This window comes from Planosporangium flavigriseum (assembly GCF_011947225.1).
GTDB classification, from domain to species: domain Bacteria; phylum Actinomycetota; class Actinomycetes; order Mycobacteriales; family Micromonosporaceae; genus Planosporangium; species Planosporangium flavigriseum.
Map to the genome: position 1 here is coordinate 15,299 of NZ_JAATVW010000016.1, position 14,434 is coordinate 29,732.

Genomic DNA, 14,434 nt, shown 5'->3' on the forward strand with positions numbered 1-14,434 from the left:
ACGTCGTGCGTCCTGACCGTCACATGCTGGAGGAGTACGTGCCGAGCGCACACACGCCGCAGGCGAGCAAAGCCGCCGGCGCCAAGCGGAACTTCCGTCAATGGCGCCGCACGCGCCCCTTCTGGGGCGGACTGCTGCTGATCCTGTCAGGCGTCGAACTTTTCCTCAGCGCAAACATGAACCTGGGCAACCTCCAGGTCCACCTCGGACCGACAGGCTTCCTGTCGTACGTGATCCCCGCGCTGCTCATCCTCTGCGGCGCGGGTGTCTGGATGACACCCAACCTGCGGATGTTCTACGGCATCCTCGGCTCATTGGTCGCCGTGTACTCGCTGATCGGTCTCAACTTCGGCGGTTTCCTGCTCGGCCTGCTGTTCGGCATCATCGGCGGCGCCATGGCCATCGCGTGGTCTCCGGTACCGGCGACCGGCGAGGCTGCGGACACACCGGCCGAGGACGACGAGCCGGGCCCCGATGCCCCCGTCGAGGGCGAGGAGGCCGACTTCGAGTCCGAGCCGACCACGGTCCTCGATCGGTTCAGCGAGCCCTCACCTGAGCCCGCGCACGGCCACGGACAGACGTACCGGAGCGCCGCGGCGTACGGTGACACGGCTGAGATCCCGCGACAGGTGGAGCGCCCGGAGCGAAGGTGGCCAGCGCCGGAGGCCGGTGCGCATCGCCGCGGGGAGGAGCCGCCCCCGTACGGGACGAGCTCCGGCGGCGGCCACACTCGGATACTCGCGATCACGCTCGTGCCGGTGACGCTCGCCGCCGCACTGGTGACGGTCGTGCACGGGTCCACGCCCGCGTACGCGGCCCCGTGTCCGACACCGCGCCCCGCAGCCTCGGCAGCCGGGAAGGCGACGCCCGGTAAGCCCGGACAGAACGCGGCGTCAGCCAAGCCCGGGCAGCAGGTGGCGCCCCAGAATGGCCAGCTTCCGGTGCCCCTCAACTCCGACGGCCCGAGCGCCGCGCAGCCCGCGCCGAGTGGGCCGCCCGCCGGGGATTCCGCGCAGGAGGCCGACAAGAGCAGCGATAACCCGTTGATCGACGCATGGAACGGGTTCGTTGACGGGGTGAAACGGTTCTTCGGTGGCGGTAACGACGATGCCCCACCGGCCGACCTCGCTCCATCGGCGAGCCCGAGCGCTAGCGCGAGCCCCGGCGCGAGTGCGAGTTCAAGCACCGGTGGCGCGCCGTTGGGTGTACCGACGCCGTCCGCCGGTACGGGAGCCAAGCAGGGCGGAGCGCAGGCGTCTCCCTCGTCGTCGGCCGCGCCCTGCCAGATCAACACCGCGGCGGTGGTGCCCAGCCAGCCGCTCGTCTCCGCGGTGCCGGGCGTGATCACCGGGGCCAGTCAGGTCATGGAGGACTTCAAGTTCGAAGGCCAGGTTGAGCTGTCCACGAAGAGCGGGACGGTGAAGGCGCTCAAGTTCACCCTGTCGAAGGCGACGACGACGCCCTTCAAGCTGAAGGTGCCGGAGCGCAGCGGCAAGGCCACTCAGATCGACAGCAGCAAGCTGATCATCCAGGCTGAGTCGGACAAGGTGACGTTCTACGCGTCCAAGTTCACCGGCACGCTGGCCAGCGTCACCCTTCCGGTGGTCCCGGTCACGATCCCGCCCGAGCTGCTCAATCTCCTGAAGCCGCTGACGACGTTGACGCTCGCGCCCGATTCACCGAATCTGCTGTTCCTTCCCCCCATCACGTTCCCGCGGATCGAGTTCAGAGACGTCACGCTCGACCTGGCGTTCGTGAACTCCGACGTCCTGACCGCCGACGACCTCCACATCAGCGTGGTGTGACCGCGGTTACCGGTCGGGGTGGCGCACCCGCCACGCCGACCGGACCACGACCGGACCATGGCCGGACCCCGGCTGCGGCTGACGGAGGCGCGAGGGCCGGCCTAGACCCGAGCGAGCGCCGCCTTGAGCGGATCCAGGCCGAGCGAGCCCAGGTTGAGCGCGTCCCGGTGGAATGCCCGCAGGTCGAAGTCGGCGCCCTTACGAGCCCGGGCGTCCGCGCGCGCCTGCAGCCAGATCCGCTCGCCGATCTTGTATGCCGGCGCCTGCCCGGCCCAGCCGAGATAGCGGTTGACCTCGAAACGCAGGTTCTCGTCTGGCACCCGGCAGTGCGCCCGCATGAACTCCCACCCCAGCTCCGGAGTCCACCGCTCACCCGGGTGGAAACCGAACGGATTGTCACGCGGGATCTCCAGCTCCAGGTGCATGCCGATGTCGACGATGACCCGGGCGGCCCGGAACGTTTGGGCGTCGAGCATGCCCAGCTTGTCTCCCGGATCGGCGAGGTAGCCGAGCTCGTCCATCAGGCGCTCGGCGTACAGTGCCCAGCCCTCGCCGTGCCCGGAGCACCAGCACAGCAGGCGCTGCCAGCGGTTGAGCAGTTCAGCGCGGACGGCCGTCTGCCCGATCTGCAGGTGGTGGCCTGGCACGCCCTCGTGGTAGACCGTTGTCACTTCCCGCCAGGTCGAGAACGTGTCGATACCCTGCGGCACTGCCCACCACATCCGCCCCGGGCGGGAGAAGTCCTCGCTGGGGCCGGTGTAGTAGATGGAGCCGTCGGAGGTCGGCGCGAGGCAGCACTCGATCCGCCGAACCTGCTCCGGGATGTCGAAGTGCACGCCGTGAAGTTCGCGGATCGCGCGGTCGGCCAGCTCCTGCATCCAGTCGCGGAAGGCCTCCTTGCCGGTGATGTTTCGCGCCGGCTCGGCGTCCAGCGCCTCGACAGCGTCGTCGACCGACCCGCCGGGGACGATCTTCTCGGCCATCTGGCGCAGGTCCGCTTCCAGGCGGGTCAGCTCGTCGAAGCCCCACGCGTACGCCTCATGGACGTCGACGTCGGCGCCGAGGAAGTAGTCGATGGCCCGCTTGTACCGTTCGGGGCCGGCGGCCTGCTTCTCGCGGCCCCGCCGAGCCAACTCCTCGCGCAGGAACCGGCCGGTCTCGACGGTCGCCTCGCGGGCGCGGTCGGCTGCGCGTGACAGGTCGGCGCGCAGCGCCTCGCTCACTCCCGCGCTGACCCGCTCCGCGAGGGCGGGGTAGAAGTTGTCGCCCGCCGGGTCGGTCCAGATGTCGCACTGCTTGGCGACTTCGATCATCTGCTGGCGTGACGACACGCTCCCCTGGTCGGCCGCGTGCAGCAGGGTCTGCCGCCACTGGGCCAACGCGCCAGGTACGGCCGCCAGCCGGGTGGCGATATTGGCCGCAGCTTCCTCGCCCGACGTGGGCATGAGGTCGAACACGCCGCGTACGTAGTGCAGCCCGCTCGCGATGACGTTGACCTGGCTGGTGATGTCGCCCGCGTCGTAGAGCGCCAGCGACCGGCCCAGCCGCTCCTGCATGGCCTCCTTCGCCACGCGTTCGCGCTCGTCGGTGGGGACCGCGGCGTCGAGTTGGGCGAGCGTCCGCCGGTCGAGGTCGGCGAGGGCCGCGTACCCCGCGGGGGACAGGTCGGTCATCCGGTCGTCGTAGCCGGCGATGCCGGCATGGGTTGCCCCGGTCGGGTCCAGTACGGCCCACTCGTCCACGTACCGGTTGGCAATGTCGTTCACGCGGTCCACGGTTCCGACCCTAGTTGACCCGGGGGATCGCGGGTGGACAGGAAGCCGACCGGGTGGGCGTACCGAAGGGTCGAGGGGAGGGTCAGCTGTGGGAGCGGGCCCAGTCGAGTAGTCCACCGACGGGCATCGTGTTGACGATGCGATCCGGGCCGACACCGCAGGCGACGGCCCGGGCACAGCCGTACGGTAGCCAATCGAGCTGGCCGGGGGCGTGCGCGTCGGTGTCGATACTGAACCGGCAGCCCAGCTCGTACGCCCGGCGCAGCAGGCGCTTCGGCGGGTCGAGTCGCTCGGGCCGACTGTTGATCTCAATCGCCTTGTCGTGCTCGGCGGCCGTGCCGAACACGGTGTCCGCGTCGAACTCGCTCTCCGGCCGCTTGTTCTGGCCGGTCGCCTTCCGTCCGGTGACGAGCCGTCCGGTGCAGTGACCCAGGATGTCCATGTGCGGGTTGGCCAGCGCAGTCACCATCCGCTTGGTCATCACGGCGCTGGCGTCGCGCAGCTTGCTGTGTACCGAGGCCACCACGACGTCCAGCCGAGCCAGCAGCTCGTCGGACTGGTCGAGCGACCCATCCTCCAGGATGTCGACTTCAATACCGGTGAGCAGGCGGAACGGCTTCACGGCCCCCTGCGCGGCCAACTCGCTGAGCTTCTCGTTGAGCGCGGCGACGACGTCGAGCTGCTCGCGCAGCCGGTCGGCGGACAGGCCGCGCGCGACCTTCAGGCGGGGCGAATGGTCGGTCAGGACCAGGTACTCGTGGCCCAGTTCGACCGCGGCCAGGGCCATCTCCTCGATCGGTGACCCGCCGTCCGACCAGTCGGAGTGGCTGTGGCAGTCGCCGCGCAGCGCGGCCCGCAGCGCGGCAGTCGCCTCGTCGAGGTCCGCACCTTCGGTGTCCAGCAGACGGCGCAGATAGACCGGCTCCTCGCCGGCCACGGACTCGGCCACGCAGCGGGCGGTTACCTCTCCAACCCCGGGCAGGTCGGTGAGGGTACCGCTGCCCGCGCGCTCGGCGATCTCGTCGGGAGGCAGCGCGGCGAGCGTGGCGGCGGCCGTCCGGAACGCCTTCACCCGGTAGGCGGCCTCATGGGCACGCTCAAGCAGGAACGCGATTCGACGCAGGTCTTCGATCGGGTCACGGGTGGCCATGGGGATGACGTTAATCGGTACGTTGAACCAATGAGGACCATCGACTGGGTCGACGGCGCGGTGGAGATCATCGATCAGACCGCGCTGCCCGACGAGACCCGGATCCTGCGGTTGTCCACTGTTGACGAGCTGGTCGAGGCGGTACGCCGCCTTGCGGTCCGCGGCGCACCGGCGATCGGCGTGGCCGGCGCGTTCGGCGTCGCGCTGGCCGCCCGCCAGTTCGCCGGCGACCCGGACGGGCTGGCCTCGGCCGTGGAACGGGTACGCACGGCGCGCCCGACCGCGGTCAACCTGGCCCGCTGTGCCGGGCGGGTCGCGGACCGGCTGCCCGACGGTCCGGACGCCGCGCTCAAGGAGGCGCTGCGCATCCGCGACGAAGAGATCGACAGCGCGGAGCAGATGGCCCAACTCGGCGCCGACCTGCTGGTGTCGCTGTGCGGGGAGCGGCCCCGGCTGCTGACCCACTGCAACACCGGTGCGCTGGCCACGGTGACCGGCGGTACCGCGCTCGCGGTCGCGTTCGAGCTGCACCGGCGCGGTGCGCTGGCGGGCATGGTGGCCAGTGAGACGCGCCCGCTGCTGCAAGGGGCGCGGCTGACCGCGTGGGAACTGGGCCGGGCCGGCATCCCGTACCGGCTGATCGTCGACGGCGCCGGCCCGTTTCTCATGAGCCGGGGCGAGGTCGACGCGGTGATCGTGGGCGCCGACCGGATCTGCGCCAATGGGGACGTGGTCAACAAGGTGGGGACGTACGCTCACGCGCTCGGCGCGCGGGCGGCCGGTATCCCGTTCGTCGTCGTGGCGCCGGAGTCAACGGTGGATCTTGACACCCCGTCGGGTGACGCGGTCGAGATCGAGGACCGGGGAGCGGCGGAGGTGGTGGCGTTCCGGGGCGTCGCGTTCGCCCCGGAGGGCGCTGGCACGGCCAATCCCGCATTCGACGTCACCCCGTACCCGCTGGTGACCGCGATCGTGACCGACCGGCGGGTGATCCGCCTGGACACGGGGGAGGTGCTGGGGTCGGGGCGCCGGCAGTGAGCGGGCACCGGCGCAATGTCTTTCGTCTAGTCTCTGGGACACCCTGGAACGCCGTCGCCGAGGATCTTGCCACCCATGGCTGATTTATCCCGAGTTCGGCTTGCCGCGTGGCGAGCAGTACCCGACTTCACCACCCGGCGGCGCCTCTCGGTGCCGCCGTGGTTTCTGCTTCCGGGCCTGATCGCGCTGGTGGTGTCGGCGGCGTTGTACCTCACCGACGTGCACTTCCATCCGCTCCACGGTGCCGACCTGAGTATGTACCAGGCGGCCGCGCAGGCGCTCCGCGACGGAGCGCCGATCTACGGCGTCAGGTGGAACGACCTGCCGTTCACCTCCCCGCCCATCATGGCCGTCGTCATGCTGCCCACCACGTTCGTCAGCCACGCCACGATGACGACCGCCATGCTGGTGTTCGGGCTGGTCGGCACGTTCGTCGCGCTGTTGTGCACCACCCGCGTACTCGGTCACAACGGGCTGGCCGGCCGCATCGGCCTGGTCGCCGGCGTGATCGCGCTGATGCTGTGGACCGAGCCGTTCCAGACGACCTTTCTCGACGGCCAACTCAACGTCGTCATCCTGCTGCTCGTTCTCGCGGACCTGGCCCAGTCGGATCGAAGCCGCTTCAAGGGCGTCGGGGTCGGCGCGGCTGCGGCGCTGAAGTTGTTCCCGGCGCTGTTCGTGGTGTACCTGCTGCTGACCGGACGGCTGCGGGCGGTCGTCACGGCGGTGGGCGTCTTCGCCGGGCTCACCGCCGCCGGTTGGATCGTCGAACCCGGCGCGTCCGCGACGTACTGGTTCGGCGGCGGGTTGGACTCCCACAATGTTGTGCTCGACCCGAGGTTCGTGGGCGAGCAGGCGTTACAGGGCACCGTCGCCCGGTTGCTCGATAATTCCACGCACAACGGCCCGGCTTGGATGGGTACCGTGGCCCTCGTCGGTACCGCCGGCCTCGCGCTCGCGACCCGGGCACAGCGGAGCGGCTTCGAGGGCATGGGTGTGGTGGTCACCGCGTTCGTCGCGCTCCTGGTGTCACCGAGCAGTTGGTCGCACTACTGGGTGTGGATCGCTCCGCTCGCCCTTGTTCTCGTCGACGTCGCGGCGCGCAACCACGGTCGGGCGCGCACCCTCGCGGCTGGACTTCCGGCGGTCGCCATGGTGCCCTTTCTGAGTTGGAACCTCGACGAACCGCAGCCCGGGCCGATGGGGCCGGTCGGCCTCATCTGGACCGACAACTGGAGTTCTCCCATGATCAGGGCGCTGGTCGTCGACGCGTACGCGATCACGGCGCTCGCGCTCTTCGGCCTCGCCGCCCTGTGGCTGTACAACAGCCGTACGGCAGCCGCCCCGCTTCCCGCGCCACGGCTGGTCGGACGGGAAGCTCCGGTGCTGGCGGGCCAGCGGCCGGGGCCTGCCGAGATATGAGTGCGGACTGTCGGCCGTGGGTGAGATGACCCGCGGACCGACGCGAACGTAGGCTTGCGTCCGTTCTCCCAACCTCTCGGAGTGTGTGCCGTGAAGCTGTCCATCCTCATGCCGGTGTACAACGAGGAGGCGCGTCTGCCCGAGGCACTCAAGCAGGCTCTGAACGTCGACTACCCGTGCGAGATCGAGATGGTGGTCGTCGACGACGGCAGCAAGGACGGCACCCGGGACATCCTCAACCGGGCCGACGATCCCCGGCTGCGGGTGGTTCTGCACGAGCGCAACCAGGGCAAGGGCGCGGCGATCAAGACGGCCGTTCACCACGCGAGCGGCGACTACATCGTCATTCTCGACGCCGACCTCGAGTACGACCCGAAGGACATCCCGCGCCTGCTCGTGCCGATACTCGACGGGCATACCACCGTGGTCTACGGCAATCGGACCTTCGGCGGCCACAGTTCGTTCTCGTTCTGGTACGTCATGGGCAACAAGGGCGTGACCATGGCCGCGAACATCCTCTTCAACTGCTACATCGGAGATCTGGAGACCTGCTTCAAGCTGATGCCGCTGGACCTGTACCGGTCGTTGGACATCAAGTCCAAGGGTTTCGGCATGGAGGCCGAGGTCACCGGCAAGCTGCTGCGCAACGGCTACCGCCCGTACGAGTTGCCGATCAGCTACCGGGCCCGCACCCGCGAAGAGGGCAAGAAGATCACCTGGAAAGACGGCGTCGAAGCCCTGTGGATCCTGTTCCGCGAGCGGGTACGCCGGCCGCAGCTGACCGTCAGGTAGCTGCCGCCCGGGCCGCCACAGCCGCTCGCCACAGCGGTCAACAGCAGACCGGCGGCGAGTACGCGGCGGAGGCGACGCGACACCCGCTCATCCTGCCAGCGCTGTCCACCCCCTTGTGATTTGGTCGCGACGATAGGCTGCGAAGCGGTGAACAGGGACATGAACGACAGCGCGGCCGGTCCGGGCACGGGCCGGCCGTCGTCGTGGCCGCCCGACCAACCGCCGGGTACGCGCATGATGCGCACGACCACCGGGCTGTTCCCGGGCGGGCCGCCGCGCCCGATCTTCCGGGAGCCGTTTCCGGTGCGGGGCGGGGCGGTCGCGCTGGGCATGGTCGGCGGCGGGCTGTGGATGATGCTGTTCGGGCTGCTGGCTTCCACCGCCGGTGGCTATGCCTGGATCACGATCATCGCCGGGGTCGTCGCCTGGCTGGTGGCCCTGGCGCTGGTCCGTACCGGTGACCGCGGCGCGGCCGTCGGGATCGCGATGTCGGCGGCCGTCGGCCTGTCGATCGCCATGATCGTGGTGGCGGTCCGGTGGGTCGGTGGTGACTGGATCCTGTGGTGATCCCCTCATACCTGCCGTGCTCTCGCCGGAGCGCACAGTGCCGACGCGCATAGCCTTTCGTATCGGGCTGATCGCCGAACGTAGGTCGTCTTGACGTATGGCCGGCGGGCCTTCAATCTCGGCCGTATGGCTTTGACGCTGCAACGGCTTGACCCGGATCGGCGCCGCCGCCGGCTCCGACTTCTCGCCGCGCTAGCCGACGCGAAGGCGGTGCGGGACCCGGTGCCGCCGCGCCGGGTGCGGGCCGACCGCCTGCGCCAACTCGTCGCCAGACGCCGGCGCCTCGTCGGATAGACGGTCGCTGCGGCCCGACCGGTAGCGAAATCAGCCATTCCGTGGTGCGACACGCCCGGGTCTGACGCGAACGAGCGCGCCACGACACCTTGGCTGCATATCCTCGCTAGCGTCCATCGTTGGGAACATCGTTGTTCTCATCGGGTTCCCGCAGCACCCACTCATCGACCGGGGGGACCGTGTCGTACTTCGCTGCCGCCATCGTGCGCGGCTCCGACGGCTGGACCGCGACCGAAATCGACCTGTCCGGAGCCGCGGACATCGAAGAGGTGGCCGACCTGCTGCGTGAGGTCGACGCCGATGCGCAGGTGTCGCTGTTGTTCGTCGAGTCCGACGAGACGTACCTGGCGATCCTGCGCCTCGATGACGGTGAGGATCTGAGGGTCTTCGGCTCGGACTCGGTCTTCGCGGAGGAGTCCAGGCTCGGGGCGCTGCTGATCGGCGACGTCGAGGAGCCCGCGATCGACCTCGACAGCGTTGCCGGTGGGGTGGACGGCCATCGCGGCGAAGCTGGGGAGGACGAAGAGGAGGTCGGCGCCGTCGAGGCTGACATCAAGCCGGTCGGCGACCCGGACCTGCTCGTCGACCTCGGGTTACCCGCGCATCGCCTGTTGGAGCTGTGCGCCCGGGACGGCATGTTGCCCTCCGACGTCACCGCTGAGGTCTGTCAGACGATCGGGTGCGGCGACGAGATGGAGGAGCTGCGCGAGGGGTGAGCCAGCCGCCAATGGGTGCCGGGCGTCGAGCCCAGCACGAGGCGTGGATGCGCCGCGCCTTGGAAGTCGCCTCCGGAGCGGTGTCCGCGACCCCGGGCAGCGACGACGTACCGATCGGCGCCGTCGTGTACGGGCCGGACGGGCGCGAACTCGCGACCGGCCGCAACGAGCGTGAGCTGACCGGAGACCCGACCGCGCACGCCGAGATTGTCGCGATGCGCCGGGCCGCGGCCGTCCACGGCGACGGCTGGCATCTCGACGGATGCACGCTCGTCGTAACCCTCGAACCGTGCACGATGTGCGCCGGGGCGCTCGTCCTGGCCCGCGTGAACACGTTGGTCTTCGGCGCGTGGGAGCCGAAGACCGGCGCGGTCGGGTCGCTGTGGGACGTCGTACGCGACCGCCGGCTGACCCATCGGCCGGAGGTCTACGCCGGCGTGCTCGAGTCCGAGTGCGCGGCCCTGCTGCTCGACTTCTTCGGCCGGCGGCGCTGAGGTTTCTGCCCGGCGGTCAGGTGATGATTGTGTCGAGCGCCACTTCGACCATCTGGCTGAAGCCCTGTTCGCGGTCTTCCGCGCTGCTGCGCTCGCCGGTACGGAGGTGGTCGCTGACGGTCAGCAGCGCGAGCGACCGGGCCCGGTGCCGTGCGGCGATGGTGTACAGCGCCGCGGCTTCCATCTCCACAACGAGGACGCCGTAATCGGCGAGCCGGTCGTACAGGTCGGGCCGGTCGGTGTAGAACGCGTCGGTGCTCAGGACCGGGCCGACGGACATCCCGACGCCCCGACCGGCCGCGACGTCGACGGCAGTACGCAGCAGCCCGAAGTCCGCCACCGGGGCGTAGTCCATGAGGCCGTCGAACCGCTGGCGGTTCATCGCCGAGTCGGTGCTCGCCCCGATCGCCGCCACCACGTCGCCGAGCTGGAGGTTCTCCGAAAGGGCGCCGCAACTGCCGATCCGGATCAGCGTCTGCACGCCGTACTCATTGATCAGCTCGTGCGCGTAGATGGAGGCCGACGGCATCCCCATGCCGGTGCCCTGCACCGAGACGGGCACGCCCCGGTAGGTCCCGGTGAAGCCGTACACGTTGCGGACCGTCGAGTAGCACTTGGTGTCGTCGAGGAAGTTCTCGGAGATCCATTTGGCGCGCAGCGGATCTCCGGGCAGAAGGATCCGTTCGGCGATCTCACCGGGCTTGGCGCCGATATGCGTACTCATGCGCTTGATCCTGCCAGGCGATCGGCGTGGGCTGCGCGATGGCGCGTTTGACGATCGGGTACTCTTCTCGGCGGTGGTGTGTCCGAGTGGCCTAAGGAGCACGCCTCGAAAGCGTGTGAGGGGGCAACCCCTCCGCGGGTTCAAATCCCGCCGCCACCGCTCTGTAACAGAGAAGCGTCCGGCGACTCACAGTGAGTCGCCGGGCGCTTCTCTGTCTGGTCTCAGTTTCGGTATCAGTGTGCCTTCCTCGGCGACCTGCGGGCCGAGTTGCCCCTACCCCCGGGTCGGGTACGCCGCCCTCTTGGACGAATTACTTCCCTGATCCGACACCAGCAGGACGTTCGATGGGCTCGATATGGTGCCCACTATGCACCTTTTGCTCGACTTACCCGTTATGGAATGTGATCATTCTCGGACTGCTGACACGCGCCCTCGCACCGCGCAGCTGTCGATCGCTGACATAGAACGGAGTTCAGTCGTGCACACACTTCGATCACGCGGACGGGGTGCGGGTCGTCTCAGACGTGCGATCCTCGCTGGCGTCCTTGCCCTGGGCGGCTCGGCCGCCGTCGTGACCGCGACCGCCTCGCCGGCGCTCGCCAGCCACGGGCTGACGTTCGCCAACGCGGTGCGGACGTCCGATGGTTTCACCTTCGAGGTGACTATCCTTTCCTCGTTCACGGGGGCCACCAACATCACCCTCACCCCGTCCGCAGGCACGGCGACCATCAGCGGTACGAGTTGGAACCAGGGCGACCAGCCACTTCTCGCCACCGTCACCGGCCTGACCGTGGACCAGGCCTCCACCGTGCAGGTCAGCGCGAACCTGCTCCCAAGCGGCACGTCTCTGCAATCAATCGTGAGGCCGCCGTTCTCGGCCGTCGCGCCGACGCTCAGTCCGGCAACGGCCACCGCGGACGGGTTCACCTTCACCATCACCGACTACAACACGACCCGGTACACCTACACGGTCAGCGCCACCGGTGACGCCACCGCCACGGTCGACGCGAACGGCCTGGTGACCGTTACCGGACTGGCCGCAGCGGGGAGCGCCACGGTCACCGTGACCGCGACAGCCAACGCCGACAGCGGATACACCGGGACCCAGTCGGCCACCCGCACGGGAACCGCCCGACCGGCGACTCCGCAGCCACCGGCGACTCCGGCCAAGCCGACGGCCGTCGTCGGCGACAGCGCCGCGGAAATCAGCTGGGTCGCTCCGGCCGCCAACGGCGCGCCGATCACCGGGTACCTCGTCACCGCAAACCCCGACGGCGCGACCTGTGCCGGGCCCGCCGACGCCACCTCGTGCGTCATCGCCGGCCTGCGCAACGGGACGGCGTACACCTTCACCGTCGTCGCCCGTTCCAGCGCCGGCGACTCGAACGCCAGCCCCGCCAGCGACCCCGGTACCCCCACGGCGGTTACCAGCAAGGACCTGTCCATCGACAAGCCGTCGGTGCAGCCGGGCGGCACCGTCACCCTGGTCGCTGAGGGATACCGCCCGGGTACTCCGGTCAACTTCTACCTGCACTCGGACCCGGTCCTGCTCGGCACCGTGAACGCTAACGCCAGTGGCGTCGCCACCCTGACGACCGCGCTGCCGAAGAACCTCACTGGCGGCCACACCGCCCGAGCGGTCGGCACCGGACTCAATGGCCTGCCCCTCAGCCAGGACATCGCCGTGACCATTGCCGCGTCCGCCCTGCCGGTGACCGGCGCCCGGCCGTTCGTGATCGCGGGCGTCGCCATCGGGCTGGTGCTGTTCGGATTCGTCTTCCTTCGCGCCGGAAGGCGCCGGAACTTCACCACGGCCTAGTTCTGACCCGCCACCGCTCTTAATGAAGAGCACGACGGCCCGGACCAGTGCGGTCCGGGCCGTCGTCGTTTCTGTTGCGTCAGTACTTGAAGCGGCCGACCATCTCCTGCAGCTCGCCGCCCATCCGGGCCAGCTCGGCGGCGGCGCGGTTGGTGTCGGCGATGCCGGCGTTGGTGGACTCGGCGGCGGCGGCCACACCGGTGATGTTCCCGGCGATGTCCGCGGCGCCGCTGGACGCCTCCGCCACGTTGCGCACCATCTCGCTGGTGGTCGCGCTCTGCTCCTCGACGGCCGAAGCGATCATCGTGGAGTAGTCGTTGATCCGGCCGATGACCTCGCCGATGCGGCTGATCGCATCGACGGCGTGACCAGCGTCGCCCTGGATGACGTGGACGCGCCGGGCGATGTCCTCGGTGGCGCGGGCGGTCTCCTGAGCCAGGTCCTTGACCTCGCTGGCGACGACGGCGAAGCCCTTGCCGGCCTCGCCGGCGCGGGCGGCTTCGATGGTGGCGTTGAGCGCGAGCAGGTTGGTCTGCTCGGCGATCGAGGTGATCAGCTTGATCACGTTGCCGATCTCAGCCGACGACGTGCCGAGCTGGTTGATCGTGGTGCTGGCCGTGGCGGCCGCCTCGACCGCTTCCTGCGCGACGCGGGCCGCTTCGGTGGCGTTCGAGGAGATCTCCTCGATCGAGGCGCCCATCTGCTCGGCGCCGGAGGCCAGGGTCTGGATGTTGCGGCTGATGTGGTCGGCCGCCTCGGAGACGACGCTTGCCTGGACGGAGGTCTCCTCCGAGGAGGCGGCGATCTGCTGGCTGACGGCGGTCAGCTCCTCGCCGGAGCCGGCCAGGGTGTGCGCGTTGCCGGCGACGGCGCCGATCATCTCGCGCAGGCGTCCGGTGGCGGTGTCCAGGCCGCGGGCCATCTGGCCCAGTTCGTCGCCGGCAGTGACGTCGGCGGAGCGCGTCAGGTCGCCTTCGGCGAGCCGGTCCACGACGGTGGAGACCTTGCGCACGTTGGCGATGATCCAGCGGACCGTGATGATCGCCAGCAGTACGGCCAGCACGACGCCGATGATGGCGGTCACGATGACGGTGGTGCTGGCGGTGCTGTAGTCGTCGGCGTTCCGATTCATCTGGTCCGTCACCCGCGCCTGCGAGCTGGCGATCAGCTTGTCGAGGTTGGTCTGGACCTGCGCCGAGAGCGGCTTGACCTTCTCGCTGCGGATCGGCATCCACTCGGACTTCTTACCGGCCCAGCCGAGCGGGATGAGTTGGTTGGTGACGATGTCCTGGAAGGAGTTCCACGCAGTCGTCAGCTCGGCCAGGGTGGCCCGCTCACTGGCGGTCAGATCGTTCTTGCCGTACGTGGCGATCGCGTCGTTCATCGTCGCGATGTCCTTGAGCCACGCCTGGTGCTCGGCGCTGCTGGCGTCCGCGGCCAGCGTCTGGTCGGCGAGGCTGTCGATCCGAGCCTGCAGGTAGGCCCGGCGGATCTCGGTGATGTGCAGCATCGGAGTGATGGCCTGCGTCTGGATCTGCTGGGCGCTGTCGCGGAGGCTGGCCATCCGGACCAGGGCGACGGCCAGCACCACGCCGGTCGTGAGGCACGCAACCAGGACGCTGGCGAGGAGTTTCGTGGTGAGGCTGCGGTCAGCGAACCAGTTGGTCCGCCCCCTTCGCGCGGTGTCAGTGCCCATGCGGCCGTTACTTCCGATCGTGTAGTCGTTGCGCTCCATGCAAAATTCCAACCAAATAGTTGGAATTAAGTGCACAACTGATCGGCACGGGTGGGAAAGGTCTGAGAATTGTGCGCATCATGCAGGTCACAACGAACGTGGG

Annotated in this window: 13 protein-coding genes and 1 tRNA gene; 10 read left to right on the top strand and 4 right to left on the bottom strand. The window is 69.2% G+C overall.

The features are described from left to right. The first annotated feature begins 5 nt into the window (after positions 1 to 5). Complete coding sequence (locus HC028_RS20180) at positions 6 to 1,805, top strand: DUF6114 domain-containing protein (protein ID WP_168078946.1); 1,800 nt, start codon at positions 6 to 8, stop codon at positions 1,803 to 1,805. Positions 1,806 to 1,906: 101 nt separating this feature from the next. Here HC028_RS20180 and HC028_RS20185 read toward each other — a convergent pair whose 3' ends face one another. Further along, on the bottom strand, positions 1,907 to 3,580 hold the full coding sequence (locus tag HC028_RS20185) for a DUF885 domain-containing protein (RefSeq protein ID WP_168078947.1): 1,674 nt from the start codon (positions 3,578 to 3,580) through the stop codon (positions 1,907 to 1,909). An 82-nt stretch (positions 3,581 to 3,662) separates the two neighbouring features. Next, positions 3,663 to 4,730 carry a PHP domain-containing protein gene (locus HC028_RS20190; RefSeq protein WP_168078948.1) on the bottom strand — a complete coding sequence of 356 codons (1,068 nt, stop codon included), beginning with the start codon at positions 4,728 to 4,730 and terminating at the stop codon, positions 3,663 to 3,665. Between the two features lie 30 nt (positions 4,731 to 4,760). Between HC028_RS20190 and mtnA the strand changes: the two genes are divergently transcribed. The 7 genes from mtnA to HC028_RS20225 all read left to right on the top strand — a co-directional run bounded on the left by mtnA (position 4,761) and on the right by HC028_RS20225 (position 10,053). Further along, on the top strand, positions 4,761 to 5,768 hold the full coding sequence (gene mtnA / locus HC028_RS20195; RefSeq protein WP_168078949.1) for an S-methyl-5-thioribose-1-phosphate isomerase: 1,008 nt from the start codon (positions 4,761 to 4,763) through the stop codon (positions 5,766 to 5,768). 75 nt (positions 5,769 to 5,843) lie between these two features. After that, complete coding sequence (locus HC028_RS20200) at positions 5,844 to 7,190, top strand: glycosyltransferase 87 family protein (protein WP_168078950.1); 1,347 nt, start codon at positions 5,844 to 5,846, stop codon at positions 7,188 to 7,190. Between the two features lie 90 nt (positions 7,191 to 7,280). Further along, the gene (locus HC028_RS20205) at positions 7,281 to 7,982 is read left to right on the top strand and encodes a glycosyltransferase family 2 protein (protein ID WP_168078951.1); all 702 of its coding nucleotides are present in this window, start codon (positions 7,281 to 7,283) and stop codon (positions 7,980 to 7,982) included. Positions 7,983 to 8,129: 147 nt separating this feature from the next. After that, positions 8,130 to 8,549: a hypothetical protein gene (locus tag HC028_RS20210; RefSeq protein ID WP_373314019.1), complete on the top strand. Its 420-nt coding sequence runs from the start codon at positions 8,130 to 8,132 to the stop codon at positions 8,547 to 8,549. Between the two features lie 126 nt (positions 8,550 to 8,675). Further along, positions 8,676 to 8,843: a hypothetical protein gene (locus HC028_RS20215; protein ID WP_168078952.1), complete on the top strand. Its 168-nt coding sequence runs from the start codon at positions 8,676 to 8,678 to the stop codon at positions 8,841 to 8,843. Positions 8,844 to 9,022: 179 nt separating this feature from the next. Then, the gene (locus HC028_RS20220; RefSeq protein ID WP_168078953.1) at positions 9,023 to 9,559 is read left to right on the top strand and encodes a tRNA adenosine deaminase-associated protein; all 537 of its coding nucleotides are present in this window, start codon (positions 9,023 to 9,025) and stop codon (positions 9,557 to 9,559) included. 11 nt (positions 9,560 to 9,570) lie between these two features. Beyond that, positions 9,571 to 10,053, top strand: a complete 483-nt coding sequence (locus HC028_RS20225) for a nucleoside deaminase (protein WP_168079047.1) — start codon at positions 9,571 to 9,573, stop codon at positions 10,051 to 10,053. 16 nt (positions 10,054 to 10,069) lie between these two features. Here HC028_RS20225 and deoD read toward each other — a convergent pair whose 3' ends face one another. Further along, positions 10,070 to 10,777 (bottom strand): purine-nucleoside phosphorylase, encoded by a 708-nt coding sequence (gene deoD / locus HC028_RS20230; protein ID WP_168078954.1) that lies wholly within the window; start codon positions 10,775 to 10,777, stop codon positions 10,070 to 10,072. Between the two features lie 72 nt (positions 10,778 to 10,849). Here deoD and HC028_RS20235 point away from each other — a divergent pair. Together HC028_RS20235 and HC028_RS20240 are read left to right on the top strand one after the other, a co-directional pair. Beyond that, positions 10,850 to 10,936 (top strand) — tRNA-Ser (locus tag HC028_RS20235). A 412-nt stretch (positions 10,937 to 11,348) separates the two neighbouring features. Then, the gene (locus tag HC028_RS20240) at positions 11,349 to 12,596 is read left to right on the top strand and encodes a fibronectin type III domain-containing protein (protein WP_168078955.1); all 1,248 of its coding nucleotides are present in this window, start codon (positions 11,349 to 11,351) and stop codon (positions 12,594 to 12,596) included. 79 nt (positions 12,597 to 12,675) lie between these two features. Here HC028_RS20240 and HC028_RS20245 read toward each other — a convergent pair whose 3' ends face one another. Continuing rightward, the gene (locus tag HC028_RS20245; RefSeq protein ID WP_168078956.1) at positions 12,676 to 14,331 is read right to left on the bottom strand and encodes a methyl-accepting chemotaxis protein; all 1,656 of its coding nucleotides are present in this window, start codon (positions 14,329 to 14,331) and stop codon (positions 12,676 to 12,678) included. Positions 14,332 to 14,434: the final 103 nt, after the last annotated feature.

Excerpts from the sequence above, each read along its gene's own strand:
- HC028_RS20190 (WP_168078948.1), bottom strand. The coding sequence starts at position 4,730 with ATGGCCACCCGTGACCCGATCGAAGACCTGCGTCGAATCGCGTTCCTG.
- mtnA (WP_168078949.1), top strand. The coding sequence starts at position 4,761 with ATGAGGACCATCGACTGGGTCGACGGCGCGGTGGAGATCATCGATCAG.
- HC028_RS20200 (WP_168078950.1), top strand. The coding sequence starts at position 5,844 with ATGGCTGATTTATCCCGAGTTCGGCTTGCCGCGTGGCGAGCAGTACCC.
- HC028_RS20215 (WP_168078952.1), top strand. The coding sequence starts at position 8,676 with ATGGCTTTGACGCTGCAACGGCTTGACCCGGATCGGCGCCGCCGCCGG.
- HC028_RS20225 (WP_168079047.1), top strand. The coding sequence starts at position 9,571 with ATGGGTGCCGGGCGTCGAGCCCAGCACGAGGCGTGGATGCGCCGCGCC.
- deoD (WP_168078954.1), bottom strand. The coding sequence starts at position 10,777 with ATGAGTACGCATATCGGCGCCAAGCCCGGTGAGATCGCCGAACGGATC.
- HC028_RS20245 (WP_168078956.1), bottom strand. The coding sequence starts at position 14,331 with ATGGAGCGCAACGACTACACGATCGGAAGTAACGGCCGCATGGGCACT.